The following is a 26,926-nucleotide window of genomic DNA, read 5'->3' as shown; positions in this document are numbered from 1 at the left end:
GCGCGACAGGAGCCAGACGACATGCAGACCAAGCTGGACGAGGATAAGGCCGAGCTGCTCGAACGAGCCGCGCGAGTGGCCGAGCACGGCCCGGCCGGGAGCCAACCGGCCCTGGGCCTGGACTCCGAGGCACTCGTCCCGTATCTCCAGCGCTACTACCTGCACACCGCCCCCGAGGACCTCGTCGGCCGCGACCCGGTCGACGTCTACGGGGCCGCGGTCTCCCACCACCGACTGGCCCAGGAGCGGCCCCAGGGCACCGCCAAGGTCCGCGTCCACACGCCGTCGGTCGAGGAGAACGGCTGGACCTGCACCCACTCCGTCGTCGAGGTCGTCACCGACGACATGCCCTTCCTGGTGAACTCGGTCACCAACGAGCTCACCCGGCAGGGCTGCGGCATCCACCTGGTGGTCCACCCCCAGGTGGTCGTCCGCCGCGACGTCACCGGCAGACTGCTGGAGGTGCTGCCGGACGCCAACCCCGACCCGCAGCTCTCGGACAGGGCCGCCGCCTCCGAGACGCACGGCCTCCCGCACGACGCGGTCGTCGAATCGTGGATCCACGTCGAGATCGACCGGGAGACCGACCACGACGCCCTGCGGCGGATCACCGACGCCCTGCGGCGCGTGCTGTCCGACGTCCGCGAGGCGGTCGAGGACTGGCAGAAGATGCGCGCCGCCGCCCTGCGGATCGCCGACGGGCTGCCCGACGAGCCGATCGCCGACGCCGTGTCCGACAAGGAGATCGAGGAGGCCCGCGAGCTGCTGCGCTGGCTCGCCGACGACCACTTCACCTTCCTCGGCTACCGCGAGTACGAGCTGTCCTCGGAGACCGTCGACGGCACCGAGGAGCTGCTGCTCAACGCCGTCCCCGGCACCGGCCTGGGCATCCTGCGCTCCGACCCGCGCCAGAGCGGCGACGTCGAAGGGGGCGACGGGGAGGCCGGCGGCGAGGACGGGGAGCGCCGCGCGCACGGCGGTTCCCCCGCCTTCAACCGGCTCACCGCGGGCGTCCGCGCCAAGGCCCGCGAGCCCCGCCTGCTGGTGCTCACCAAGGCCAACAGCCGCGCCACCGTGCACCGCCCCTCGTACCTGGACTACATCGGGGTGAAGAAGTTCGACGAGGCGGGCAACGTGGTGGGCGAGCGCCGCTTCCTCGGCCTGTTCTCGTCGACCGCCTACACCGAGTCGGTGCGCCGCGTGCCCGTGATCCGCCGCAAGGTCGAGGAGGTCATCGCCTCCTCGGGCTTCACCCCCGACAGCCACGGCGGTCGCGACCTGCTCCAGATCCTGGAGACGTACCCGCGCGACGAGCTCTTCCAGATCCCGGCCGACGAACTCCGCGGCATCGTCACCTCCGTCCTGTACCTCCAGGAGCGCCGCAAGCTCCGCCTCTACCTGCGCCAGGACGAGTACGGCCGGTACTACTCCGCGCTGGTCTACCTGCCGCGCGACCGCTACACCACCGCCGTGCGGATGCGGCTGATCGACATCCTCACCGAGGAACTGGGCGGCACCAACGTCGACTTCACCGCCTGGAACACCGAATCGGTCCTGGCCCGGCTGCACTTCGTCATCCGCGTCCCGCAGGGCACGGAGCTGGTCGAGCCGACCGACGCCGACGTCGAGCGCATCGAGGCCCGGCTCGCCGAGGCCGCCCGCTCCTGGGACGACGGCTTCTCCGACGCACTGGTCGCCGAGGTGGGCGAGGAACAGGCGTCCCGGCTGGCGCACCGCTACGCCGACGCCTTCCCCGAGGCCTACAAGGCCGATTTCCCGCCCCGCGCGGCGGTCGCCGACCTCCAGCACCTCGAAGGACTGGAGAGCGGGGAGGACGCCGACGACTTCGCGCTCAGCCTGTACGAGCCGGTCGGGGCGGGCCCCGGGGAACGCCGCTTCAAGATCTACCGCACCGGTGAGCCGGTCTCGCTCTCCACGGTGCTGCCGGTCCTCCAGGCACTGGGCGTCGAGGTCGTCGACGAGCGCCCCTACGAGCTGCGCTGCGCCGACCGCTCCCGGGCGTGGATCTACGACTTCGGGCTGCGCGTGCCCGTCGAGCAGGATCAGAACCTGGACGGCGACGCCCGTGAACGCTTCCAGGAGGCCTTCGCCGCCGTCTGGCGCGGCGAAGCCGAGAGCGACGGCTTCAACGCGCTGGTGCTCTCCACCGGACTGACGTGGCGTCAGGCGATGATGCTGCGCGCCTACGCCAAGTACCTGCGGCAGGCCGGCTCGCCGTTCAGCCAGGACTACATGGAGGACACCCTCCGTCGCAACGTCCACACCACCCGGCTGCTGGTCAACCTCTTCGAGGCCCGGTTCTCCCCGGAGCGCGCGGACGCGGGCCACGAACTGACCGACGGCCTGCTGGAGGAGCTGGACGGGGCGCTGGACCAGGTCGCCTCGCTGGACGAGGACCGCATCCTGCGCTCGTTCCTCACCCTGATCAAGGCCACCCTGCGCACGAACTACTTCCAGTCCCGCGACGAGTCGGGGAGGCCGCACGCCTACGTGTCGATGAAGTTCGACCCGCAGGCCATCCCGGACCTGCCCGAGCCCCGCCCGGCGTACGAGATCTGGGTGTACTCGCCGCGCGTGGAGGGCGTGCACCTGCGGTTCGGCAAGGTCGCCCGCGGAGGCCTGCGCTGGTCCGACCGGCGCGAGGACTTCCGCACCGAGATCCTCGGCCTGGTGAAGGCCCAGGAGGTCAAGAACACGGTGATCGTGCCGGTGGGCGCCAAGGGCGGCTTCGTCGGCAAGCGGCTGCCCAACCCCTCGGTGGACCGCGACGCCTGGCTGGCCGAGGGCATCGCCTGCTACAAGACCTTCATCTCCGGCATGCTCGACATCACCGACAACCTCGTGGGCGGTCAGGTCGTGCCGCCCAAGGACGTGGTGCGGCACGACGGGGACGACACCTACCTGGTCGTCGCGGCCGACAAGGGCACCGCGGCCTTCTCCGACATCGCCAACGAGGTCGCCACCACCTACGGCTTCTGGCTGGGCGACGCGTTCGCCTCCGGCGGTTCGGCCGGCTACGACCACAAGGGCATGGGCATCACCGCCCGCGGCGCCTGGGAGTCGGTCAAGCGGCACTTCCGCGAACTGGGCCACGACACCCAGACCCAGGACTTCACGGCCGTCGGCATCGGCGACATGTCCGGTGACGTCTTCGGCAACGGCATGCTGCTCAGCGAGCACATCAGGCTGGTGGCCGCCTTCGACCACCGGCACATCTTCATCGACCCGAACCCGGACCCGGCCGTCTCCTACGCCGAGCGCCGCCGGCTGTTCGAGCTGCCGCGCTCGTCCTGGGCCGACTACGACACCTCGCTGCTGTCGCCCGGCGGCGGCGTCCACCCCCGCACCGCCAAGTCCATCCCGATCAACGCGCAGGTGCGCGAGGCGCTGGGCATCGAGGACGGCGTCACCAAGATGACCCCGGCCGAGCTGATGAAGGCGGTCCTGAGGGCACCGGTGGACCTGCTGTGGAACGGGGGCATCGGCACGTATGTGAAGGCGTCCACCGAGACGCACGCCGATGTCGGCGACAAGGGCAACGACGCGATCCGCGTGGACGGCCGGGACCTGCGGGCCAGGGTCGTCGGCGAGGGCGGCAACCTGGGCTTCACCCAACTGGGCCGGATCGAGTTCGCGATGAAGGGCGGACGGATCAACACCGACGCCATCGACAACAGCGCGGGCGTGAACTCCTCCGACCTGGAGGTGAACATCAAGATCCTGCTCAACTCGGTCGTCGCCGACGGTGATCTGGCGGTCAAGCAGCGCAACGCCCTGCTCGCCGAGATGACCGACGAGGTCGCCGAGCTGGTGCTGCGCACCAACTACGCGCAGAACGTCGCGCTGGCCAACGGGATGGCGCAGGCGTCCGGCCTCCTCAACGCCCACCAGCGGTTCATGCGGACCCTGGAACGCGCGGGCAGGCTGAACCGGGAGCTGGAGTTCCTGCCCACGGACCGGCAGGTCCGCGATCGACTGACGCACGGCCGCGGCCTCACCCAGCCCGAGCTGGCCGTCCTGCTCGCGTACGCCAAGATCGCCCTCTCCGAGGAGTTGGCGGACACCGACCTGCCGGACGACCCGTACCTCCAGCGGTTGGCGCACGTGTACTTCCCGACCGCGCTGCGCGAGCGCTTCCCCAAGCGGGTGGAGGACCACGCGCTGCGCCGGGAGATCATCACGACCGTCCTGGTCAACGACACGGTCAACACCGGTGGTTCGACCATGGTGCACCGGATGAAGGAGGAGTCCGGGGCGTCGGCGGAGGAGATCGTCCGGGCGCACGTCGCGGCCCGCGAGATCTTCGGCCTGGCCCGCGTCTGGGACGAGGTGGAGGCGTTGGACAACAGCGTCGCCGCCGACGTCCAGACCCGTGTCCGGCTGCACGCGCGGCGCCTGGTCGAGCGTGGCACCCGCTGGCTGCTGAACAACCGGCCGCAGCCGCTGCGGATCGCCGAGACCGTCGAGGTCTTCCGGGACCGGGTGGAGGTGGTCTGGTCCGAGCTGCCCAAGCTGCTCAAGGGCACCGACCTGGAGTGGTTCCAGAGCGTGAACGACGAGCTGACCGACGCCGGGGTCCCCGGTGACCTGGCGCTGCGGGTGGCGGGCTTCTCCTCGGCCTTCCCGGCCCTGGACGTGGTGGCCGTCGCCGACCGCACGGGCCGCGAGCTGCTGGACGTCGCCGAGGTGTTCTACGACCTCGCCGACCGGCTGGGCATCACCGAGCTCCAGGACCGGGTGAGCGAGCTGCCGCGGGCCGACCGTTGGCAGTCCATGGCCCGCGCGTCGATCCGCGAGGACCTCTACGCCGCCCACCAGCTCCTCACGGCCGACGTGCTGGCGGCCGGGGACGGCGGCGCCACGCCCGAGCAGCGCTTCAAGGCGTGGGAGGAGAGGAACGCCGCCGTCCTGGGCCGGGCCCGCGCCACGCTGGAGGAGATCCGCAGGTCCGAGACGTTCGACCTGGCGAACCTCTCGGTGGCCATGCGCACCATGCGCACGCTGCTGCGCAGCAACCGCTGAGGCACACCGCCGAGGCACGCGAACGGTGAAGGGGGCGGCCGACCGGCCGCCCCCTTCACCGTTTCCGGCCCACCCGGGCGCGGTGGGGATCAGAAGAGGGACGGGGGCTCAGAGGAGGGACGGGGCGGCGGGAGCCCCGGCCTCGCGCGCCGCCCGCTCGATCGCGCTGGCCAGCAGGGCCAGGTCGGTGGGGCCGTTGCCGAGTTCGCGGACCGGCCTGCGGGTGGGCGGATCACCGGCCCGGGCCCAGTCCAGGGGCACCACCGTGGGCCGCAGCGTCGCGGTCCGCGGTATGCGGCCCGTGACCCGACCCGCCTGGAAGGCGGTGGACGAGCCGTCCGGCCGGTGCAGCTTCCCGCGTCCGGGCAGCGGGCCCGCGTCGGGGTCGTCGGAGCCCAGGGAGATCCGCATGGCCGCCCCTCCGTCGGCCACGGTCCGCGCGGTGCGGTCCGGGCGTCCGGTCGCGACCACCAGGTGCATCCCCAGCCGGGCGCCGCCCCGGGCCACGGCCTCCAGCGCCCGGACCACGGAACCGGCCGCGGGACGCCCGGGGTTGCCCAGGGCGGGATCGACCAGTATGTCGAAGTCGTCGACGAGGACCACCAGCCGCGGCAGCGGGTCGGGCACGGCGGGCGCCGCCGGCGCCCGACCGCGCGCCCGGAGCTTGAGGGCGCCGGGGGCGCCGGGGCCGGCGTCGGGACGCGGAGCCGCGGCCGGGAACGTGTCGACGCCGTCGCCGGCCTGCCGCTGCGGGACGACCCGGGCGACGGTGTCCCGCCGTGCCTCCCGTGCCGGGTACTCCCGCGCCGGGTACGCCTCGTGGGCCGGGTACGTCCCCCGGGCCGTCCCCCGGGCGCGGTCGTCGAGCAGTTCCGCGCGGCGCTTCAGCTCGCCGCTGAGGGCCTGGGCGAACTCCCGCATCCGCACCGGGTCTCCGGCGGCCAGGTACGTCGCGGCGTGCGGCAGGTCGCCGCAGACCCGCAGGCCGTCGCCGTCGCCGTCCACGAGGACCAGGGAGAGCCGGTCGGGCCGCTCCCCGGCGGCCAGCGAGGCGGCCAGCGACCGCAGCAGCTCCGTCTTGCCGGAGCCGGACGCGCCGCTGATCAGCACGGGACCGGCGGCGGTCACGAGATCGGCGGTCACCGGGCCGTGCGGGCCGGCGCCGAGGACCGCGCCGGCCCGCGCGCCGCCGAACTCGTCGGGACCGGTCGGGCCCCCCGGCTCGGTCCAGCGGGCGAGCAGCGCCGCGGGCGTGGCCCGGGCCAGGCCCAACTCCTCCAGGAGGCGGGAGCTGGTGGGCAGCGGCGCCGGGCGGGACGAGGACGGGCCGCGCTCCCCGTCCGCCTCGCACAGCGGCGCCAGAGCCCGCGCGAAGCGCTCGGCCCAGGCGTCCGACACCCCGTCGACGGTCGCTATGGGGGCGTTCGCCGGGTCCGTGCCACGGCGGACCACCCGGATCGCCGTGGCCACGGCCCCGCTGAGCAGGCCGACGGTGCCGCAGACGCGGAAGGCGGGGGAGGCGGTCGCCGCGGCGTCCAGGGTGACGGCGAGCGGGGAGGCGGGAGTGGCGGCCGGGGCCTCGGCCAGACACAGCAGGTGGATGCCGGCCGCCGGTCCGCGCGCCGCCAGCCGCTCCACGGCCTCGCGCAGTTCGGCCGAGCCCGGGTCGCCGTCGACCACGACCACCGTCGGCGGGCCCGACTCCGCGCCCCGCCCGTCCAGCCGCCGGAGCAGCTCCTCGACGCGGGCGGCGGCCTGTTCGTGGTCGTACGCCAGGAGCAGGCGGCAGTCCTGGCCGCGCGTCGGGCGCAGGTGCGGCAGCCAGCCGAGCCAGGACCACTCCCCGCGGATCCCGTCGCCGGGCGCCCGGTCGGTGGCCAGCAGCACGATCTCCAGGGCGCCCGGTCCGTGCAGCGCGGCGAGTTGGGCGAGCACCGAACGCGCCGGCGGCAGCAGCCGGTTCCGGGGGCCGGCCAGCCCCAGCGAACCGCTCTCCCGCAGGTCGACGGTGACCGGGGCGACGCCCCCGCCGGCGCCGCGGACGGTGCCGATCCGGACGGTCAGCGCGTCGGGGTGGCCGGGGCCGCGCTCCCACAGCCGGGGACCCGGCCCGAGCGCGGTGAGCAGGATCTCCGACGGGTCGGGCCACCGCTCGTCGTCCGGCGGCGGCACGGCGGACGACGGATCCGTCGTCCGGCCCGCCCCCGGGACTCCCGCCGGGTCGTCCTGCTCCGTCCGGCCCCCGGTGAGCCACCTCGTCCAGGCGCCCAGACCGCCGCGTCCGCGACGGTCGCCCCCGGCGCCGCCGCGCGGGCGGACGAACCCGGCGCCGTGGGTGCCGCCGCCGTCCGGGAAGGGATGGTGGCCGGCACGCCCGTGGTCGAGCGCCTCGGGCGTCCCGCCGGGGCCGGGCACGTACGGGGTGGTTGTGCCGCGCGGCGCGGCCGGCAGCGTCGCGCGGCCCAGTCCGGTGACCGTCTCGGCGGTGGGCGCCGGAGTCGGGGCGGGGCGCAGGAAGGCGGTGCCCGTCCCGCCCGTGGTGGCGGTGCTCGGAACGATCCGCAGCCGGCCCTCGCCGTCCGGAACGGTGGGCAGGGCGGACGGGGCGCCGGGTATGCCGGCCGCACCGGGCTCGGCCCGCAGCCGCACGGCGGACTCGCCCAGCCGCAGCGTCGCCCCCGGCGGCAGGGGGACCGGACGGTCGTGGACGGCGACGCCGTCCACCGTGGTGCCGTTGGTGGAGGCCAGGTCGGCGACGGTCACCGCGCCCGTGTCGGCCACGGTGACCATGCAGTGCAGCCGGGAGACGTCCGGGTCGTCCAGCGGCACGTCGGCGTCGGCGGAGCGGCCGACGCGCACCTGCCCGCCCCGCAGCAGGTGGACGCCGCCCGCGTCCGGTCCGGCGACCACGTGCAGCCGGGCGAGGGCGCCGCCGGGCGCCGGGCCGTGGCCCCAGGGGGCGCTCGGTCCGTACAGGGACACCACCGCGCCGTCCACCAACGGCGGCACACCGAGTATCTGGCGCGTCGGGTCCAGTCGCTGGGTTCCGGCGAACACCGGCACCGCGTCCCCGGATCCGGCGGCGGGGGCGACGCCCGCCGAGGCGGCGGCAGCGGCGAGAGCGCCGGTCACGGCGGAGAGGGTGGTACCGGGAGGGGCGGTCACCAGTACGTCGCACCCGCTCGCGGTCTGTTCCGCGGAACCGCCACGCGGTCCGAGGACGGTCAGCCGGATCTGCATGACATCGGCCCCTTCAGTCCCGTGATGCTGGGTGCATCCTCGCACCGTCCGCTGTCACCGCGCCCGCGGTCCTCCGGCGAATGATCTTGATTGGTCCGCTCCGCGTGCAAATGTGGCCGGTAATTGCCCGTCCACCGTGCGTTTCGCTCCGATGTGGAACACCGCCGAAGGGGCTCGGGCCGGCACCCCACGGCAACCGTCCGCCGGCGCGGCGCGTCCGATACGGCAGGCGGGCCGGGACGGGAGGGGACACACCGGAACACGGTGGAAGCCGGGGAGAACGGGGAGCGGGCGGGACCGGCGCCGGACGGATCGACCCCGTCCGGTGTGTCCTGGCCCGTAGGCCCTTCCTCCCCGCGGCATTACAGTGGGCCGACGGGGCGCCGACCGAGGCCGCCCCGGCAGTACCGATCACGATCAGGGAGCGCATGACGTGCGGCCGGTAGGCAGCAAGTACCTGCTCGAGGAGCCGCTCGGACGCGGCGCGACGGGCACCGTCTGGCGCGCGCGTCAGAGGGAAGCGGCGGGCGCCGAGGCGGCCGTGGCCGGGCACCCCGGCGAAATGGTCGCGATCAAGGTGCTCAAGGAGGAGTTGGCACACGATCCGGACGTGGTGATGCGCTTCCTGCGGGAGCGCTCCGTCCTGCTCCGCCTCACCCACCCCAACATCGTCCGTACCCGCGACCTGGTGGTCGAGGGCGACCTCCTCGCCCTCGTCATGGACCTGATCGACGGTCCGGATCTCCACCGCTACCTGCACGACAACGGCCCCCTCTCGCCGGTCGCCGCCGCGCTGCTGACCGCGCAGATCGCCGACGCGCTGGCCGCCGGCCACGCCGACGGCATCGTCCACCGGGACCTGAAACCGGCCAACGTGCTGCTCGCCGGTTCCGAGGACGACCCCGCCGGCCTGCGGCCGATGCTCACCGACTTCGGCATCGCCCGCCTCGCCGACTCGCCGGGCCTGACCCGCACCCACGAGTTCGTGGGCACCCCGGCGTACGTCGCGCCCGAGTCAGCCGAGGGACGGCCGCAGACCTCCGCCGTGGACGTCTACGGCGCGGGCATCCTGCTGTACGAGCTGGTCACCGGCCGGCCGCCGTTCGGCGGCGGCACCTCCCTGGAGGTCATCCAGCGGCACGTGACCGAGGAGCCGCAGCGCCCGGGCAACGTGCCCCTGCCGCTGTGGACCGTCATCGAGCGCTGTCTGCGCAAGAACCCCGACGAGCGCCCCGACGCGGAGAGCCTCGCCCGCGCCCTGCGGACGGTCGCCGCGGGCATCGGGGTGCACGCCACACCCGCGCAGGCCGAGGCGGCGATGGGCGTCGCCGCGTTGCTGGGCCCGGACCCGTCGCCCACCCCGGCCGGCGCCTCGGACCCCACCCAGGTGCTGCCGACCTCGGGCGCCGCCGGGGACGGCCCTGCCTACGACCCCAACGCCGCCACCAGCGTCCTGCCGCAGACGGGCGGTCCGGGACAGGGCCTCGGGCAGGGCGGGAGTCAGGGCGGCGCGGACGCCGACGCCACCCGCGTCATGCCGCCCATGCCGGGCGGCCCGCCCGGACAGGACGGCGGTCCCCGACCGGAGGACCCCCACCCCTGGCAGACTCAGCTCCGCGCCGCCCGGGACCGCAACGAGCAGACCCAGCTCCAGCCGCTCGACCCGGAGTCGGACCCGCTGCGCCGCCGTCCCCAGCGCCGCCCCGCTCCGCAGCCTCAGCAACCTCAACAGCCCCGGCAACTTCAGCAGCCCCCACGGCACCCCCGACCGCAGCCGCAGCCGTACGCGCCGCCCACGCCGGCGAGACGGCCCGAGCCGCAGCCGCAAAGGCACGAGCCCCGGCCGCCCACGCCCCGACGCGCTCCCCGGGAACCGCGGCAGCGCAGCGCCAACCCCATGCGCATCCCGGGGCTCGGCTGCCTCAAGGGGTGCCTGTTCATGGTGTTGATCATCGTGCTGATCTGCGTCCTGGTGTGGAACTTCACGCCGCTGCCCGAGTGGTGGGACCAGGGCAGGCAGTTCTGGGAGGACACCAAGAACTGGTTCGGCGACGCCTGGACGTGGCTGGAGGAACTCGTGGGCGCCGGCCAGGAGGCCGCCGACAACGTCAAGGACGTCCAGAACGACATCCAGGACGTCCGGGACAACCTCCCGGAGCTTCCGGCGAACAACGGCTGAGACCGACCGACGGCGGGACGACGGGGGCACCGACCGGGCCGCGGAGGAGGTTTGTCGACTTTCGCGGGTGGATTTCCTTCCCCGAGACGGTGGTTGACGCCATCCGAGGGGCGCGACACCCCTCGCGCCGCGTAGCTTTGTCGCCATGTCACGGAAGATCGGCAGTCGGTACACCGCTCACCAGATCCTGGGTCGCGGCAGCGCCGGCACGGTGTGGCTGGGCGAGGGGCCGCAGGGCCCCGTCGCCATCAAGCTGCTGCGCGAGGACCTGGCCGCGGACCAGGAGTTGGTGGGCCGCTTCGTGCAGGAGCGCACCGCGCTGCTCGGCCTGCACCATCCGCGCGTCGTCGGTGTGCGCGACCTGGTGGTGGACGGCAACGACCTCGCCCTCGTCATGGACCTCGTGCGCGGCACGGACCTGCGCACCCGACTGGAGCGCGAGCGCCGCCTCGCGCCACAGGTGGCGGTCGCCATCGCCGCCGACGTCGCCGACGCGCTGGCCGCCGCCCACGCGGCGGGGATCGTGCACCGCGACGTCAAACCCGAGAACGTCCTGCTGGACGTCCACGGCCCGGCCGGGCCCGGCGGCGCGCCGCCCGCGCTGCTCACCGACTTCGGCGTCGCCAAGCTGATCGACGCGCCCAGCCGCGGCAACGGCAGCCGGGTGGTCGGCACCCCCGACTACGTGGCCCCCGAGATCGTCGAGGGTCTGCCGCCGCGCGCCTCCGTCGACGTCTACGCCCTGGCCACCGTCCTCTACGAACTGCTGGCCGGGTTCACGCCCTTCGGCGGCGGCCACCCCGGCGCCGTCCTGCGCCGGCACGTCACCGAGCGCGTCGCCCCGCTGCCGGGCATCCCGGACGAGCTGTGGCGGATCGTCCACCAGTGCCTGGCGAAGGCCCCCGCCTCCCGGCTGCGCGCCTCGGAGCTGGCCGCGCGGCTGCGGGAACAGCTCCCGGTGCTGGCCGGTCTGCCGCCGCTCGACATCGACGAGCCGGAGCCCGAGCCGGAGTCGTACGAGGGGTACGGCGCCTACGAGAGCGCCCGGTACGACGCCGAGCCGTACGACGTCCCCGCGCGCGGAGCCGTCCCGCTCGTGCACGGCTCGGTGCCCGACTCCACCCGCGACACCCACACCAGCATGCGCGTCCCCGGCGCGGACGAGCTGGCGGGCGGCGCCCACGGCACCGCTCGCACGCCCCGCGCTCCGGGCACCCCGCGCGCCGGTTCCGCGCGGCACCGGGCCGCCGAGCGGCGCCGTCGGATCAGGCTGGGCGTCACGGCCACGGCCGTCGCCGCGGCGCTGGGGGTGGGCGGCTGGCTGGCCCTGGGCGACGGCGGCGAGGAGGGCGGCCCCGCGATTCCCTCTCCAACGGAGCGCGATCGCTTCGACGACCAGCCGGAACAGCCCTGACCAGGGCGGATGCCCCCACGGGGCATCCGCCCGGCCACCGGCCGGGCGGGCGGCGGGCGCCGATACGGAAGCAACGCTCCTTCCAGCCGTTAGTCTGGATGCGTGGCAGTCGTCGACGTATCCGAAACACTGAAGTCCCTCACCTCGACCATGGAGTCGATCGAGGCCGTCCTGGACCTCGACAAGATGAAGGCCGACATCGCCGCGCTCGAAGAGCAGGCGGCGGCCCCCTCCCTCTGGGACGACCCCGAGAACGCCCAGCAGGTCACCAGCAGGCTCTCCTTCCTCCAGGGGCACCTCCGCAAGGTGGAGGAGCTGCACGGCCGGATCGACGACCTGGAGGTGCTGTTCGAACTGGCCGAGGCCGAGGACGACGCCGACACCCGGGCCGAGGCCGAGGCCGAGCTGGAGGCGGTCCGGAAGGCCGTGGACGAACTCGAGGTCCGCACCCTCCTCTCCGGCGAGTACGACTCCCGCGAGGCCATGATCAACATCCGCGCCGAGGCGGGTGGCGTGGACGCCGCCGACTTCGCCGAGCAGCTCATGCGGATGTACCTGCGGTGGGCCGAGCGCAAGGGCTACCCGACGGAGGTCCTGGACACCTCCTACGCCGAGGAGGCGGGCATCAAGTCCGCCACCTTCGCCATCAAGGCCCCGTACGCCTACGGCACCCTCTCCGTCGAGCAGGGCACCCACCGCATGGTGCGCATCTCGCCCTTCGACAACCAGGGCCGCCGTCAGACGTCCTTCGCGGGCGTCGAGGTGCTGCCGGTCGTGGAGCAGACCGACCACATCGAGATCCCGGAGAACGAGATCCGCGTCGACGTCTTCCGCTCCTCCGGCCCCGGCGGCCAGTCGGTGAACACCACCGACTCCGCGGTCCGGATGACGCACCTGCCGACCGGCATCGTCGTCTCCTGCCAGAACGAGAAGTCCCAGATCCAGAACCGCGCCGCGGCCATGCGCGTCCTCCAGGCCCGACTCCTGGCGCACCGCCGGGCGGAGGAGCAGGCCAAGATGGACGCCCTCAAGGGCGACGGCGGCAACTCCTGGGGCAACCAGATGCGTTCCTACGTCCTCCAGCCGTACCAGATGGTCAAGGACCTGCGCACCGAGTACGAGGTCGGCAACCCCCAGTCCGTCCTCGACGGCGACATCGACGGCTTCCTGGAGGCCGGGATTCGCTGGCGCAAGCGGCAGGAGCAGGAAGAGAAGCAGAACGTCGGCTGATCCACGACCGTCCCATTGTGTCGGTTCGGTCACAACCTGGTCCGAAGAGACCTCAACTGCCCCCACAGCACGGACATTTCGGTCTGGTCCGGCTTGACGTCGGCGTGACAACTGGGAAAGCATTCAAGCTGGCACGCGCGTGTTCGGGGCGCGTAGACACGGGGGCGGGCAGAGCCCGGATCGACGATCGCCGGCTCGGCGCATGACACCCCGGCACGCAGGAAGCTCCGCACGGCTGCCCCATTGACGATGACCACTACTGGGGGTAGTTGGCATATGACACAGTCCACGACGCGGTTGCGTGTCGCGCGGATCGCCGCGGCGGCGGTGTTCGCCGCGGGCGCTTCGCTGACCGCGGCCGGCGCTGCCTCGGCGGTCGCGCCGAGCGTCACCATCCTGAACACCGACGAGGGCTCCACCGACGGTTCCACCGACGGCGCCTCCGAGGGCACCACTGACGGTTCCACCGACGGCGCCTCCGAGGGCACCACCGACGGCAACGCCATCGAGGGCATCGTTCGAGGTCTGACCGAGGGCCAGCAGGGCGGGACCGACCCCGAGCCCGAGCCGACGACCCCGGGCCCGGAGCCGGAGCCCACCGAGCCCGAGCCGACGGACCCGGGTCCGGAGCCGGAGCCCACCGACCCGGAGCCCGAGCCCACCAAGCCGGGGCCGGACCCCACCAAGCCGGGGCCGAAGCCCACCACGCCGGGTGACGACACCGACGAGGACGACCCCGGCACCTGCGTGCTGGACGAGGACTCCGTGAACTGCGGCGGCCCGGACACCGACGCCGCCGGCACCAAGCCGATCAGCCAGGAGAAGCCGAAGGAGGAGCTGGCCGAGACCGGTGCCGCCGAGACGACCTTCCTCCTGCTCGGTGCCGCGACGATGATCGCGGGCGGTGTCGCCTTCCGGCTGATGCCGCGCATGGCCAACCGCCGTACGGTCGCCTGAGCGACCCCACGGCACGCGTTCCGTCACAGCCGGTGACGGAACGGTGAGAGAACACGGCGAGAGAACGTCGAGAAGCCGAACGAGGGCCCGGGACGCGCGCGAGTCCCGGGCCCTCGTGGCCGTTGGTGGTGTTCCTGTCGTCGTCTGTCGTCGTGGTGTGGCGTCCGTCGGCGGGGAACGAACGAGGCGACGGGCTCAGGGCCCGTACCGGCCGCTCGCGGCGCCTACGCCGCCGCCTGGCGCGCCAGCAGAGCCACCGCGATCAGGGTGAGCAGCAAGGCGGCCAGCGCCGCCGGAGAGAGGGAGCCCAGCAGCGAGAACAGTCCGTTCTCCTGGTGGATCTGCTCACGGTGTGCTCGGCACACCCTGCAACGACCCTCGCTCACCGGCCCTGCGCAGTTGGCGCACACCAGTCGGTCGCACGTCATGCGATGTCCTCCTTATGTAGCGCCAACGCCGCCGGGCGGCGCTCTGTTCCCGAAGTTCCCGAATCGTTCCCCGGATCGTTCCCGGCTTGTCCCGCCGGAGCGTTTTCCGGCCCGTTTCCCGGTCCGTCTCCGAGGCCGCTTCCGGACGTCCCGGAAGGAATGCTTCCACAGCCTCCACTGTGCCAGGGACGGGCCCGGAGCGCAGAGGGTGGCGGGCAATGCCTGGATTGTGCCCGATGTTCTCGTGAGTGGAACCACCAACATCGGACGCCGACTGCGGCCCTCGCCCCGCATCGCGTAGTGTCACCACACCGACGGGGGACCACTCCGCGGCTCCCGCTGCCCCTACCCAGGTCGACGTGGTGTAAATCCGTGATCCGATTCGACAACGTCTCGAAGTTCTACCCCAAGCAGAACCGCCCCGCCCTCCGCGACGTATCGCTGGAAGTGGAGCGCGGCGAGTTCGTCTTCCTGGTGGGCTCATCCGGCTCGGGCAAGTCCACCTTCCTGCGGCTGATCCTCCGGGAAGAGCGCGCCAGCCACGGGCAGGTGCACGTCCTCGGCAAGGACCTCGCCCGCCTGTCCAACTGGAAAGTGCCGCACATGCGCCGCCAGATCGGCACGGTCTTCCAGGACTTCCGCCTGCTCCCCAACAAGACCGTCGGGGAGAACGTGGCCTTCGCCCTGGAGGTGATCGGCAGATCACGCGGCGACATCCGCAAGTCCGTTCCCCAGGTGCTCGATCTGGTCGGCTTGGCGGGCAAGGAGGACCGCATGCCCGGCGAGCTGTCCGGTGGTGAGCAGCAGCGCGTCGCCATCGCCCGCGCGTTCGTCAACAAGCCGAAGCTGCTCATCGCCGACGAGCCGACCGGCAACCTCGACCCGCAGACCTCCGTCGGCATCATGAAGTTGCTGGACCGGATCAACCGCACCGGGGCGACCGTGGTCATGGCCACCCACGACCAGCAGATCGTCGACCAGATGCGCAAGCGCGTGATCGAACTAGAGAAGGGCCGTCTCGTGCGCGACCAGTCGCGCGGTGTCTACGGCTACCAGCACTGAAAGGACGCCATGCGCGCCCAGTTCGTCCTGTCGGAGATCGGCGTCGGTCTCCGCCGCAACCTCACGATGACCTTCGCGGTGATCGTCTCCGTCGCCCTCTCGCTGGCCCTGCTCGGCGGTGCGCTGCTCGCCCGTGAGCAGGTCAACAGCATGAAGGGGTACTGGTACGACAAGGTCCAGGTGTCGATCTACCTCTGCAACGAGAACGACGCCGAGACCGGCTCCAACTGCACCAAGGGAGCGGTCAGCGCGCAGCAGAAACGTCAGATCAAAGCGGACCTCGAGAAGCTCGGCATCGTCGAGAAGGTCTACCACGAGACCGCCGAAGAGGCGTACAAGCACTACCAGGAACAGTTCAAGGACTCCCCGCTCGCCGATTCGCTGACCCCGGATCAGATGCAGGAGTCCTACCGCGTCAAGCTGAAGGACCCGACCAAGTTCGAGGTCATCAGCACCGCCTTCTCCGGCCGTGAGGGCGTCTACGAGGTCCAGGACCAGAGGAACCTCCTGGAGAACCTCTTCCGGATGCTCAACGGCATGAACTGGGCGGCTCTGGGGCTGATGGGCCTGATGCTGGTCGTCGCCCTGCTGCTGATCGTCAACACCGTGCGGGTGGCGGCGTTCAGCCGACGCCGGGAGACGGGCATCATGCGGCTGGTCGGCGCGTCCAGCTTCTACATCCAGATGCCGTTCATCGCGGAGGCCGCCTTCGCGGGCCTGCTGGGCGCCGTCGGGGCCACGGTGCTGCTGGTGGTCGGCCGTTACTTCCTGATCGACGCCGGCCTCTCGCTGGCCGAGCAGATGCCGCTGATCAACTTCATCGGCTGGGACGCGCTGTTCAAGGTGCTCCCGCTGGTCTTCGTGGTCGGCGTGCTGATGCCCGCGCTGGCCGCCTTCTTCACCCTCCGTAAGTATTTGAAGGTCTGACAGAAGCACGATTCGGGGGCGTCCGAGGGCGATTCGGGCGCCCCCCGGCACATCCGGGATGTGACGAAGGACGCGGCGAGCGGGCGTGCGACCTTCCGTGCGACGCCCGTCCGTGTCCTAGACTCCGCAGCATGTCGGGTCCGTCGATGTTCGCTCCACGTGGCTCCGCCCGGACCGTGAACGGGTCCGCGGACGGCGAGCACCGGCCACACCGCATCCTCCGCGGGGCCGGGCTGACCCTGATCTTCGTGACCGTCCTGGCCACCGGAGCCGTCACCGATTCATGGGGTGGCGTGACCCACGGTGACGCCGCTCCCGTGAGCCCCCGCCCCCTCGGGTCCGGTGGGGACCCACGCGCGCGGGACGGCGACGAGGACGGTCCGCAGGGCGAGGGGGGCGGCGCACACGACGCCGAGGAACTCGTCAGCCGCAGCGGCGACCGCTGGTCCGCCGCGTACACCGCCCGCGAGTACGAAGGACTGCGCAGGGCCCTGAACGGCGAGTACGTGGGCGTCGGCATGACGGTCCGCGGCACGGACGCCGGCCGGATCGAGGTCGCCCGCGTCCGGCCCGGCGGTCCCGCCGAGGAGGCGGGCGTCCGTGCCGGAGACCTGCTGCTGACCGTCGACGGGGCCGAGACCGCCGGCCGTCCGGTCACCGACATCGTGGCCCTGCTGCGCGGCGGTCCCCCCGGAGAGGGCTCCTCACCCGGCAGCGAGGTCGTCCTCGGCCTCGAACGCGACGGCCGTGCGTGGAGCGAGAGGCTCAGACGGGCCCGGCTGAGCGTCGAGACCGTCACCGTCTCCTCCCTCGGCGAGGACGTCACCCGCATCCGGATCGACTCGTTCACCAAGGGCTCCGGCGACGAGGTGCGGCGCGTGGCCGACCGCCTTCCGCCGAACGAGGGAATCCTGCTCGACCTGCGAGGCAACTCCGGCGGCCTGGTCGCCGAGGCCACCGACGCCGCCTCCGCCTTCCTCGACGGCGGCCTCGTCGCCACCTACGGCGACGGCGACACCCGGCACGTCCTCCACGCCGATCCCGGCGGCAACACCGAATCGCCCCTGGTGGTGCTGGTCGACGGGGGCACGATGAGCGCCGCCGAACTGCTGACCGGCGCCCTGCAGGACCGTGGCCGCGCGGTCGTGGTCGGCACCCGCACCTTCGGCAAGGGGACGGTGCAGGTGCCCCGGAGACAACCGGATGGATCGGTGGCCGAGATGACCGTCGGCGAGTACACCACCCCCGCCGGCCGGACGGTCGAGGAGGAGGGCATCACCCCCGACCTGGAGGTACGCGCGGGCGAGAACGCGCTGGACGAGGCGCGCACGGTATTGAGTGGCCTCGGCACCCGGTCGTAGTGGGACAATGACTCGGCTATGGCTAAAGAGACGGGTCGCAAACTCATCGCGCAGAACAAGAAGGCGCGGCACGACTACCTCATCCTCGACACCTACGAGTGCGGGCTGGTGCTGACCGGCACCGAGGTGAAGTCGCTGCGGCAGGGCCGGGCTTCGCTGGTGGACGGGTTCGCCCAGATCGACGGTGGCGAGGCGTGGCTGCACAACGTCCACATCCCCGAGTACGCCCAGGGGACGTGGACCAACCACAGCGCGCGGCGCAAGCGGAAGCTGCTGATGCACCGCGCGGAGATCGACAAGCTGATCGGCAAGCTCCAGGAGACGGGCCTGACGCTGGTGCCGCTCCAGTTGTACTTCAAGGAGGGGCGGGCCAAGGTCGAGATCGCGCTGGCGCGAGGCAAGAAGGAGTACGACAAACGGCAGGCCCTGCGAGAGAAGCAGGACCGCCGCGAGGCCGAGCGCGCGGTGTCCGCCGCACGGCGGCGGCAGCGGGCGTAGGCACCCCTGTACGGCTCCGGCGCGCACCGGAGCCGGCCCGTCCCGCCGGTGCGGGAACAAACCCGCGGCCGTGCCGGTTGCACCAGGCGTACGGCGACCGACGCGAGTCGTCCGGGCGGTCCCCGGCCGGGGGAATACGCTGGCAGGTCCTCGCGTTGATCCCGTAGAATGGCAACAGCGCCGTGCGGCTCCGGCCGGACGTGCTTGTCAACTCAACATGGGGATGATCGGTTTCGACAACGGCTGTTGAAGCAGGGGAAGCGAGCCGAGGAACGCGGCAATGATCTCGTTAACCATGTGCCGCGAAAAAATAATCGCCAACAACAAGCGCGATTCCTTCGCCCTCGCTGCCTGATCAGCGACTGGTGAAGTGTCAGCCCAGGTGCGTTCCCGCCCTGGATCCTGGCATCAGCTAGGGAACTCACCACGCATCCCGGTCACGGGGGTGTGTGGGACATCAAACAGTGACTGAGCCCGTCGGCGGCTTGTCCGCGTGACCGCCGGGGCTGAGAAAAGCAGAGCGGACTGCGCTCGGAGAAGCCCTGGTTCTGCACCGTTGGACGCGGGTTCGATTCCCGCCATCTCCACAAGGTCGAGGGCGACGTGTGTTCACGGAAAGCGTGAACCACGTCGCCCTTGTCGTATGTGCGCGGCTGTGCCGCGCGGGGCGGGGGCTGCGCCACCCGCACCCCCCTTCCCCGCCGGGTGGTGACGGGGTGGGCGGGGTGACGTGGGGGGCGTGAACCGCGTCGCCCTGGTCGTGTGTGCGCGGCTGTGCCGCGCGGGGCGGGGGCTGCGCCACCCGCACCCCCCTTCCCCGTCGGGTGGTGACGGGGTGGGCGGGGTGACGTGGGGGGCGTGAACCACGTCGCCCTTGTCGTGTGTGCGCGGCTGTGCCGCGCGGGGCGGGGGCTGCGCCACCCGCACCCCCCTCCTCGTCGTGTCACGGGCTCCGTCGCCTCACGGCCGCCGCCAGGGCAGCCGCCGTCGCGAGCGCCGCGGCGGTGGGCGGCACGACGTACCCCCACGAGCCGCCCAGGTGCTCCGCCGCCCAGCCGCCCGCCGCCGAACCGGCGGCGATGCCGCCCAGCAGCGCGGTGACGGCCAGGGTCATGCCCTCGTTCAGCCGGTCGGGCGGGGCGAGCCGCTGGACCAGCGTCATCCCGGTGACCATCGCCGGGGCCGTCGCCATCCCGGCGACCAGCAGCGCGGGGGCCAGCACCAGCAGATCGCCGGTGGTCGAGGCGAGCAGCGGCAGCGTCATCAGGACGGCCATCGCGCCCACACACAGCGCCAGACGCCACTGCGCCGACCCCGCCCGGCCGTGGAAGCGCAGGGTTCCGAAGACCAGTCCGGCCACCCCCGACCCCAGGGCCTGGAGGGCCAGCACCGCTCCCGCCGCGGCCTTGTGGCCCAGCCCGTCGGCGTACGCCACCGTCACCACCTCCAGTCCGCCGAAGACCGCTCCGGTGGCGAGGAAGACGAGCAGCAGCGGAGGCAGGCCGGGAGTCCGCAGGAGCGCGGTCGCGCGGGTGTCGCCGCCGCGCGGCTCGACGGGCGGTTCGGTGCGGCGCTGGGCGGCGAACGACAGGGTGCCGACCAGCAGCAGGGCCGTGGCGGCGAGGGTGCCCGCCTCGGGGAAGAGCGAGACGCACAGGACGGTGGCCAGGACCGGACCGAGCGTGAAGCACAGCTCGTCCAGGGCCTGCTCGAAGGAGTTGGCGGTGTGCCGCGCGGCCTCGGCCTCGGGCGCGGAACCGCGGTGCAGGTGCGCCCAGCGGGCCCGCGCCATGCCCCCGGTGTTGGGGGCGGTGACGGCGACCACCTCGGCGGCGAACAGCGTCCAGTCGGGGGCGCCGGACCGCACGCACAGCACCAGCGCCAGCGAGCCCGCGGCGGAGAGCGACACGGCGGGCACGGCGACGCGGGCCTGCCCGTACCGGTCCACCAGACGAGCGATCAGCGGAGCCACGACGGCGGTCACGGCCATGCCGGTGGCGGTGACGGCCCCGGCGAGGGCGTAGGAGCCGCGCGTGCCGGCGATCATGATGATCGCGCTGATGCCGAACATGCCCATCGGGAGCCGGGCGAGCAGGCTCGCCAGGGTGAAGGCGGTCGTTCCGGGCGCCGCGAACAGCCGCGCGTACGGGCCGAACAGGGAGGGGGCGGCGCGACCGCCCCGTCGGGGTCGGGCCGCCGCGTTTCGCGGGACGGCGACCGGGGTCTCGCCGGTCAGGGCGAACAGCGGGGAGGAGACGGGCGCCTCGCGGGGGCGCGCACGGGTGGGGCCGGAGGTGGGATGCGGCATGTACACACCGTCGGGCAGCGGTCCGGAGCGCGTCCAACACCTGCTCGGAGGCCATTCACACATACTCGTTGTCAACGCTTTCGCGCGAGGGGACCATGGAGTGTGCCCCGAGACATCGAGCCCCGGCTGCTGCGCGCCTTCGTCACCGTCGCCGACGAACTGCACTTCACCCGTGCCGCCGTCCGGCTGTACGTCGCGCAGCAGGCACTGAGCCGGGACGTCCGGCGACTGGAGGAGCGGTGCGGCGCCGCGCTGTTCGTCCGCACCACCCGCCACGTCGCCCTGACGCCCGAGGGCGAGCGGCTGCTGCCGTACGCCCGGCGCGCGCTGGCCGCGCACGACGAACTCGTCGCCGCCACCGCGCGCGACGAGCGCCCCCTGACCGTCGACGTGGGCGCACCGGTCGCCACCGGCCAGGTGGTGCTGGACGAGGCCCGACGCCTGGCGCCCGCGGTGGAGTTCGTCGCCCGCTACCGCACCGGCCTGACCGGCGCCGCCGCGGAGATCCTCGCCGGACGGCTCGACGTCTCCTTCGGCCGCGTCGCCGGACTGGACCCGGCCGTGCTCGCCGGGCTGGGCCACCTGCTGATCCGGTACGAGCGGATCGCCGTGCTGCTCCTGGAGGACCACCGGCTGGCCCGACTGCCCCGGGTGCCGCTGGACGCGCTGGCGGGGGAGGCGTTGTACGCGGGGGCGGGCAACGAGGAGACCGCCGAGTGGACCGACTACGCCCGCCGACTCTTCGCGGGCCGCGGCATCGAACTCGTCCCGCCCTTCCCCAGGATCGAGGGGGAGGCGGAGTTCGTCCGGGTCGTGCGAGCGCGGAAGTGGTCGGTGCTGGCCAGTGACGTCTTCATCGCGATGCCCGGTACCGTCCTGCGCCCGCTGGTCGACCCCGTGCCGCTCTCGCCGATCTCCATGGTGTGGCGGCACGGCCTGCGCCATCCGGGGCTGGACGCCCTCCTGGCCGCCGCCCGACGACTGGCCGGCGAGCGGCGCTGGCTGGAGCGTCCGGAGGGCTCCTGGCTCCCCGAACCCGACGTCCGCGTCCTCGGCGCGGAACCGGAGCGCGCCGCCGGCGGCTGACCGTCCGGCCCCCGGCCGAACGCGTGGACGGCCCCGCGGGTCACTCCCCTCGGGTCCCCTCCGACCGTCCGCCGGCGCGCCGGGCGGCGTGTTCGGCGTCGTGGCCGTACAGCCAGGCCATGGCGCGCAGCGCGGTGGCGGCGCCCATCGCCCCGTCCCGTCGCCGCTGCTCCTCGCCGTCGTCGAGGTGCATCACCCGGGCGCTGCCGCGCGAGCCCTGCTGGACGGCGGTGGTGCGCGGCACCCGCAGCGCCTCGTAGCGGCGCAGCGCCGCCGGTGCGGTCGCCGCGTCCGCGTCGGCCAGGCAGACCGCGAGGGACAGCGCGTCCTCCACCGCCTGGTTGGCGCCCTGGGCGCGGAACGGCAGCATCGGATGGGCCGCGTCGCCGAGCAGCGTCACCCGGCCGGCGGACCAGCGGGCGAGCGGCTCCCGGTCGTGCAGCGCCCAGCGCCGCACGGGGACGTCGCAGGCGGCCCGCACCAGCCGCTCCACGGTCGCCTCCCAACCCCGGTAGGCCCGTACCAGGTCGGCGGGGTCCCCGGCGGCCGACCACGACTCCGGCGGCAGACCGTCGGAGGTGTCGGACCGCACGGTCGCCGCGAAGCTGATCCAGCGCCCCGCGGAGACGGGGTAGCACACACAGTGCCGCCCCGGCCCCATCCACACCCTCACGCGGGGGTCGCGGACCAGTTCCGGCAGTGCCTCGCCGGGCACCAGACCCCGGTAGACGGTCTCGCCCGACCAGACCGGCGCGTCCCTCACCAGGCACGCGCGGACCGCGGAGTGGATGCCGTCGGCGCCGACCACCACGTCGGCGGCCCGCCGCTCGCCGCCGTCGAAGCCGAGCAGCACCTCGCCGTCCCCCCGCCGGAGGCCGGTCACCCGCCGGCCGAGCCGGACCGTGTCGCGCCCGGCCGCCTCCAGCAGCGCCTCGTGGAGGTGCGCGCGGTGCACGGTGTAGTACGGCGCTCCGTACATCGCCTCGCACGCGGCGCCCAACTCGGTGCCGGACAGCAACCGGCCGTCGTCCCAGCGCCGGATCTCCATCGCCTCCGGACGGACGGCGAAGGCCCGCAGCCGGTCCGCCAGTCCCAGCCGGTGCAGCAGACGCACGGCGTTCGGGGCGAGCTGCAGGCCGGCGCCCACCTCGGACAGCCGGCTCGCCTGCTCGTACACCTCGCACCGCACGCCGGCCCGGCGCAGGGCGGCGGCCAGCGCCAGTCCGCCGATGCCCGCGCCGACCACGGCGACCCTCAGGGGTTCGATGGCCCCGCACCTCCTCGCGGCGTCCCGGTCTCCGGGCCCCCGCCCGTCCTCGCGGGGGTCACTGCTCCAGGCAGAACTCGTCGATGGGGTAGCCCACGTGCCGGTCGGCGGTGGGCAGGTACCCGAGCACCTTGTCGCCCGGCTTCAGATGGGTGCTGTTCAGCACGGCGCCCCCCGGCCCCAGCACCCGGACGTGCCAGTCGTCCTGGAGGATGAGGTTGACCGTCCGGCCGTCCGGCGCGACCGCGTCGATGGAGATCAGCGGCCTGGTCTCGATCTTGACCCGGCCCACCGCCACCACGCGCGTCCGCCCCTCGACGTCCACGGCCAGGACCTTGCCGCCGGTGCGCAGTTCGCTGAGGTAGTTCGTCCGGCCGTTCTCCACCAGGGTGTAGGAGTGGATCGCGCCGGCGTTGACGCGGAACGGCCTGGTGGGCATGTACGGCAGCGGGTGCGTCTCGCTGACGCACAGGATCATGCCCTTGGAGTGCGAGCCGACGAGGATGCCCTCGTCCTGCCGCAGGTGGGAGCAGGTGTCCACACAGGCCCGGTCGCCCATGCCGATGTGGGCGGTGGCGGTGATCTCCAGTTCGGTCAGCGCCAGTTCACCGGTGGGGGAGGCGGCGGCCTGCTTGACAGCGGTGGCGTCGCCGACGGCGCGCGCGGTCATCATCACGCCGTCGGAGCCGAGTTCGAGGCAGCCGAAGACGACCCGCGCCTCCTCGACGTCGGCGACGGCGGTGACGATCGAGCCCTGCGCGCCCGCCGCGGCGGCGATCACGATTTCCAGGGGGATCTTCGTCGGGTCCCGGAACTCCAGCACGCTCCACTTCTCGGTGCGGGCCGCGAGGCACGCCTCGTCCAGGCCGGCCGCGTCCGCGATCTCCACGTACCGTCCGAACTCCACGTCCGGGTGGGCCCGGGCCAGTTCGGCGCGCTCGGCGGGGGTGAGGGGGAGGACGACGACGTCCGCCGCCCCGAACCCCTTCTCCGGGACCTCGCCGCCGCCGGGCAGCAGCACCCGGGTCACGGACGGCGGCAGCGTCTCCAGGTCCGCGGGGTCCGCGGCCACGATGCCGTCGACGCGCTGGTGCAGCGCCTCCTCGACGATCGCCTTCTTCTCCCGCCCTGCCGAACGGATGTCAAGCCAGCACAGCTTGTTCGCGCTCACTCCGGTGCTCTCCTGTCAGGTGGTCGTAGGACTCCCGCGGCCCCTCGTGGACGAGCCGGGCGACGGCGGCGGTCATGGCCTGCGGATCGGGGGCCTGGAAGACGTTCCGCCCCATCGCCACCCCGGCCGCGCCGCCGAGCAGCGCGTCCCGGACGAAGCCGAGGACCTCCTCCTCGGTGCCGCGCGGCGGGCCGCCGGCCACCAGCACCGGGATCGGGCAGGCGGCGGTCACGTCGAGCATGGCGGCGGCCGAGCCGGCCCACGCGGTCTTGACGACGTCGGCGCCCAGGTCCGCCGCCAGGGTCACGGCGTGGGCGACCAGCCGCGGGTCGTGGGGGTCGGCGATCTGCGGGCCGCGCGGGTAGACCATCGCCATCAGGGGCAGGTTCCAGCGATCACACAGGTCGGCGACCCGTCCGAGGTCGCCGATCTGCCGGTGCTCCTCCCGCGAGCCGAGGTTGATGTGCACGCTCACCGCGTCCGCGCCCAGCCGCACGGCGTCCTCGACGCCGGTGACGAGGTGCTTCGCGTCCGGGTCGGGCGCGTGCGCGGTGCTCGCGTTGAGGTGGAGGATCAGCGACATGTCCGCGAAGCGGGCGGGCCGGATGTGCCGCAGGCTGCCCTTGTGGACCACGATCGCGTCCGCCCCGCCGGCCGCGATCCGGCCGGCGAGCCGGTCGATGGTGCTGCCGCGCGGGACGACCGGCCCGTCGCTGATGGAGTGGTCGAGCGGCACGACCATCAACCGCGAGTCGCTGTGCCGGAACAGCCTGCGCAACCGCAGTGCTCGTGCGAAGTGGTGGGCGGTCATCGTGGACCCCTTTCGGCGAGTTCAGCGGAGCGGGAGGGAGTTCTTCCGGCCCGCGAGGGTGCGCAGGTACGCCTTGTCGGGTTTGCCGTGTTCGGTGAGCGGGAGGTCGTCTCGGAACGTCACCTCGACGGGCGCGTGTTCGGGGGTGAGCAGCTCGGCGACGTGCTCGCGGAGCAGGTCCGGGGTGCAGCGGGCGCCGTCGCGCAGCGACACCGTGGCGTGCACGCGCTCGACCCGGTCGTCGTCGGCCACCCCGTAGACGGCGGCGTTCGCGACGTCGGGGTGGGACAGCAGGGCCCGCTCGACGGTGGTGGGGTGGATCTTCAGGCCGCCGCTCTTGACGACGTCGCCGACACGGCCGACCAGCCGCAGGTACCCGTATTGGTCGATCAGGCCCAGGTCGCCGGTGCGCAGCAGGCCGTCGCGCAGGACACGGGCGGTCGTGTCGGGGTCGCCGAGGTAGCCGTCCATGACGGTGGGGGACGCCACGCAGACCTCCCCGGGCCGGCCCCGCGGCACCTCCTCGCCGGTCTCGGGGTCGGCGATCCTCAGCCGGACCCAGGGGAAGGGACGCCCCACGGTGGGCAGCAGCTCGGGCTCGCAGTGGTCCAGCGGAGTGAGGTTGGAGATGCCGCCGGCCTCCGTGGAGCCGTAGAGCTGCACGAGCGAGTCGCCCAGCACCCGGTGCGCCTCGGCGATCCGTCGGGGCGAGGCGGGGGTGCCGCTGTAGACCAGGCGGCGCAGGGACGACAGGTCGGCGCCGCCGGAGCGGGCCAGCTCGGTGAGCCGGTACAGGTGGGGCACCGCGAGGTAGGTGTCGGTGACGCGCTCGGCGGCGAAGGCGTCCAGGACGGCGGCGGCGTCGAACCCCTCGTGCAGCAGGACGCGTCCGCCCTCGGCGAGCACGGCGTCCGCCATCGAGCCGACGGTGTGGCTGAGGGGGAGGGCGACGAGCATGCGGGAGGGGCTGTCCGGGTCGGGACTGCCGGGGAACGCGCCGACGATGGCGTTCCAGGTGCGGAACGTCTGCTCGACGCCCTTGGGCCTGCCGGTGCTCCCGCTGGTGTGGGCCACGACCGCGCGGTCGTCCGGTTCGTAGGGGGCGTGCGGGGGCGTCTCCCCGGAGGTCGGGGAGGGGTGGGGCCCCGGTGGGGCGTCCAGCCGGGCGGCGAGGTCCGCGCCGCCGGTGTCCGCTCCCACGAGCGACAGTCGTCCGCCCAGGTCGCGGGCGAGTCCGCGGGCCCTGGCCAGGTGGGCGCCGTCGCACACCAGGAACCGCGCGTCGCTCTCCCGGAGCATGTCGGCCTGGACGGCCCGGGGGAGTTCCACGGCGTCCGAGCGGGGGTTGTGGGAGCGGACGTGGACGGTTCCGGCGCCCAGCAGGTGCGCCGCGTAGCGGGCGACCAGCATGGCCGGGTGGTTGGTCTCCGTCAGGATCGCCACCGTGGTGCCGCGTCCCGCGCCCAGGGCGTCCAGCGTCCTCGCCGCGGCGTGCACGCGGGCGGCCAGCTCGGCACCCGTCACCGTCTCCTCGCGCCACCGCAGGACCACGCGGTCCGGGTTCCGCGACAGGGCGTGGAGGATTCTGCGTGCGTAGTGCTCGTGCCGTGCCCACGACGGGGGGACATGGATCGGGAAAGCGCGTGCCACGGGGGGGAGGGCGACGCTGTCGGAGACCTCGAGCACCTCGAGCTCCTCGACGTCGAAGGAGTCGAAGATCTCGGTCTCGGCAACGGGGCTCATGTCGAATTCCTTTCAGCGGTGGACACCGGCCGATTGACCGGCGTGGTAATGCTGAGTCAGATTTCCGCGCCGCGCAGTATTCCGGTTGCGTCGACTGACATTTATCACGATTCCGCTTACACAGGTCACTCCGCGGGCGGCAGGGGTTCCGGCGCCGCCCCCTTGACACCCCCTGGCGCCCTTGCCGGCCTTGACAACCTC

The 26,926-nt window shown here is 73.2% G+C and carries 17 protein-coding genes and 1 other RNA gene; 11 read left to right on the top strand and 7 right to left on the bottom strand.

Annotated elements, in window-relative coordinates; genetic code table 11:
• The first annotated feature begins 21 nt into the window (after positions 1-21).
• Positions 22-5,043, top strand: coding sequence for an NAD-glutamate dehydrogenase (locus tag IF47_RS0122510; RefSeq protein WP_031510754.1), 5,022 nt, complete (start codon positions 22-24; stop codon positions 5,041-5,043).
• Positions 5,044-5,151: 108 nt separating this feature from the next.
• Here IF47_RS0122510 and IF47_RS0122505 read toward each other — a convergent pair whose 3' ends face one another.
• Positions 5,152-8,283, bottom strand: a complete 3,132-nt coding sequence (locus IF47_RS0122505; RefSeq protein ID WP_031510753.1) for an FtsK/SpoIIIE domain-containing protein — start codon at positions 8,281-8,283, stop codon at positions 5,152-5,154.
• Positions 8,284-8,716: 433 nt separating this feature from the next.
• On the opposite strand from IF47_RS0122505, the gene IF47_RS0122500 reads away from it, so the two are divergent.
• The 4 genes from IF47_RS0122500 (at position 8,717) to IF47_RS0122485 (ending at position 14,063) form a co-directional block, all read left to right on the top strand.
• Positions 8,717-10,462 carry a serine/threonine-protein kinase gene (locus IF47_RS0122500; RefSeq protein WP_078592038.1) on the top strand — a complete coding sequence of 582 codons (1,746 nt, stop codon included), beginning with the start codon at positions 8,717-8,719 and terminating at the stop codon, positions 10,460-10,462.
• 145 nt (positions 10,463-10,607) lie between these two features.
• Positions 10,608-11,876: a serine/threonine-protein kinase gene (locus tag IF47_RS0122495; protein ID WP_051718097.1), complete on the top strand. Its 1,269-nt coding sequence runs from the start codon at positions 10,608-10,610 to the stop codon at positions 11,874-11,876.
• A gap of 102 nt (positions 11,877-11,978) precedes the next feature.
• The gene (prfB, locus tag IF47_RS0122490) at positions 11,979-13,106 is read left to right on the top strand and encodes a peptide chain release factor 2 (RefSeq protein ID WP_031510749.1); all 1,128 of its coding nucleotides are present in this window, start codon (positions 11,979-11,981) and stop codon (positions 13,104-13,106) included.
• Between the two features lie 276 nt (positions 13,107-13,382).
• Positions 13,383-14,063 carry a hypothetical protein gene (locus tag IF47_RS0122485; protein WP_031510747.1) on the top strand — a complete coding sequence of 227 codons (681 nt, stop codon included), beginning with the start codon at positions 13,383-13,385 and terminating at the stop codon, positions 14,061-14,063.
• 224 nt (positions 14,064-14,287) lie between these two features.
• On the opposite strand, the gene IF47_RS0122480 is transcribed toward IF47_RS0122485, so the two are convergent.
• Positions 14,288-14,491, bottom strand: coding sequence for a hypothetical protein (locus IF47_RS0122480; RefSeq protein ID WP_031510746.1), 204 nt, complete (start codon positions 14,489-14,491; stop codon positions 14,288-14,290).
• A gap of 372 nt (positions 14,492-14,863) precedes the next feature.
• Between IF47_RS0122480 and ftsE the strand changes: the two genes are divergently transcribed.
• The 5 genes from ftsE to ssrA all read left to right on the top strand — a co-directional run bounded on the left by ftsE (position 14,864) and on the right by ssrA (position 18,929).
• Positions 14,864-15,553: a cell division ATP-binding protein FtsE gene (gene ftsE, locus IF47_RS0122475; protein ID WP_031510745.1), complete on the top strand. Its 690-nt coding sequence runs from the start codon at positions 14,864-14,866 to the stop codon at positions 15,551-15,553.
• A 9-nt stretch (positions 15,554-15,562) separates the two neighbouring features.
• Positions 15,563-16,480 carry a permease-like cell division protein FtsX gene (ftsX, locus tag IF47_RS0122470; RefSeq protein ID WP_031510743.1) on the top strand — a complete coding sequence of 306 codons (918 nt, stop codon included), beginning with the start codon at positions 15,563-15,565 and terminating at the stop codon, positions 16,478-16,480.
• A gap of 131 nt (positions 16,481-16,611) precedes the next feature.
• Complete coding sequence (locus IF47_RS0122465; protein WP_078592037.1) at positions 16,612-17,841, top strand: S41 family peptidase; 1,230 nt, start codon at positions 16,612-16,614, stop codon at positions 17,839-17,841.
• An 18-nt stretch (positions 17,842-17,859) separates the two neighbouring features.
• Positions 17,860-18,339 carry an SsrA-binding protein SmpB gene (smpB, locus tag IF47_RS0122460; RefSeq protein ID WP_031510740.1) on the top strand — a complete coding sequence of 160 codons (480 nt, stop codon included), beginning with the start codon at positions 17,860-17,862 and terminating at the stop codon, positions 18,337-18,339.
• A gap of 219 nt (positions 18,340-18,558) precedes the next feature.
• Positions 18,559-18,929: a transfer-messenger RNA gene (gene ssrA / locus IF47_RS29720) on the top strand.
• A gap of 353 nt (positions 18,930-19,282) precedes the next feature.
• Here the strand turns inward: ssrA and IF47_RS0122450 are convergent.
• A complete protein-coding gene (locus IF47_RS0122450) occupies positions 19,283-20,647 on the bottom strand; it encodes an MFS transporter (RefSeq protein WP_037733145.1) in 1,365 nt (454 codons plus the stop codon).
• A 102-nt stretch (positions 20,648-20,749) separates the two neighbouring features.
• Between IF47_RS0122450 and IF47_RS0122445 the strand changes: the two genes are divergently transcribed.
• Positions 20,750-21,733 carry a LysR family transcriptional regulator gene (locus IF47_RS0122445; RefSeq protein ID WP_031510738.1) on the top strand — a complete coding sequence of 328 codons (984 nt, stop codon included), beginning with the start codon at positions 20,750-20,752 and terminating at the stop codon, positions 21,731-21,733.
• 40 nt (positions 21,734-21,773) lie between these two features.
• Here IF47_RS0122445 and IF47_RS0122440 read toward each other — a convergent pair whose 3' ends face one another.
• The 4 genes from IF47_RS0122440 to IF47_RS0122425 form a co-directional block, all read right to left on the bottom strand.
• Positions 21,774-22,979 carry an FAD-dependent monooxygenase gene (locus tag IF47_RS0122440; RefSeq protein ID WP_078592036.1) on the bottom strand — a complete coding sequence of 402 codons (1,206 nt, stop codon included), beginning with the start codon at positions 22,977-22,979 and terminating at the stop codon, positions 21,774-21,776.
• 79 nt (positions 22,980-23,058) lie between these two features.
• Positions 23,059-24,171 (bottom strand): 3-dehydroquinate synthase II, encoded by a 1,113-nt coding sequence (locus IF47_RS0122435; protein WP_031510735.1) that lies wholly within the window; start codon positions 24,169-24,171, stop codon positions 23,059-23,061.
• A complete protein-coding gene (locus IF47_RS0122430; RefSeq protein ID WP_031510734.1) occupies positions 24,143-24,982 on the bottom strand; it encodes a 2-amino-3,7-dideoxy-D-threo-hept-6-ulosonate synthase in 840 nt (279 codons plus the stop codon). Before IF47_RS0122430 ends, IF47_RS0122435 begins: the two co-directional genes overlap by 29 nt.
• Before the next feature lie 21 nt (positions 24,983-25,003).
• Positions 25,004-26,725 carry a class I adenylate-forming enzyme family protein gene (locus IF47_RS0122425; RefSeq protein ID WP_051718091.1) on the bottom strand — a complete coding sequence of 574 codons (1,722 nt, stop codon included), beginning with the start codon at positions 26,723-26,725 and terminating at the stop codon, positions 25,004-25,006.
• Positions 26,726-26,926: the final 201 nt, after the last annotated feature.

The sequence above is a fragment of the Streptomyces megasporus genome (assembly GCF_000718985.1).
Lineage (GTDB): Bacteria > Actinomycetota > Actinomycetes > Streptomycetales > Streptomycetaceae > Streptomyces > Streptomyces megasporus.
This window is presented reverse-complemented; position numbering and strand designations above follow the sequence as displayed.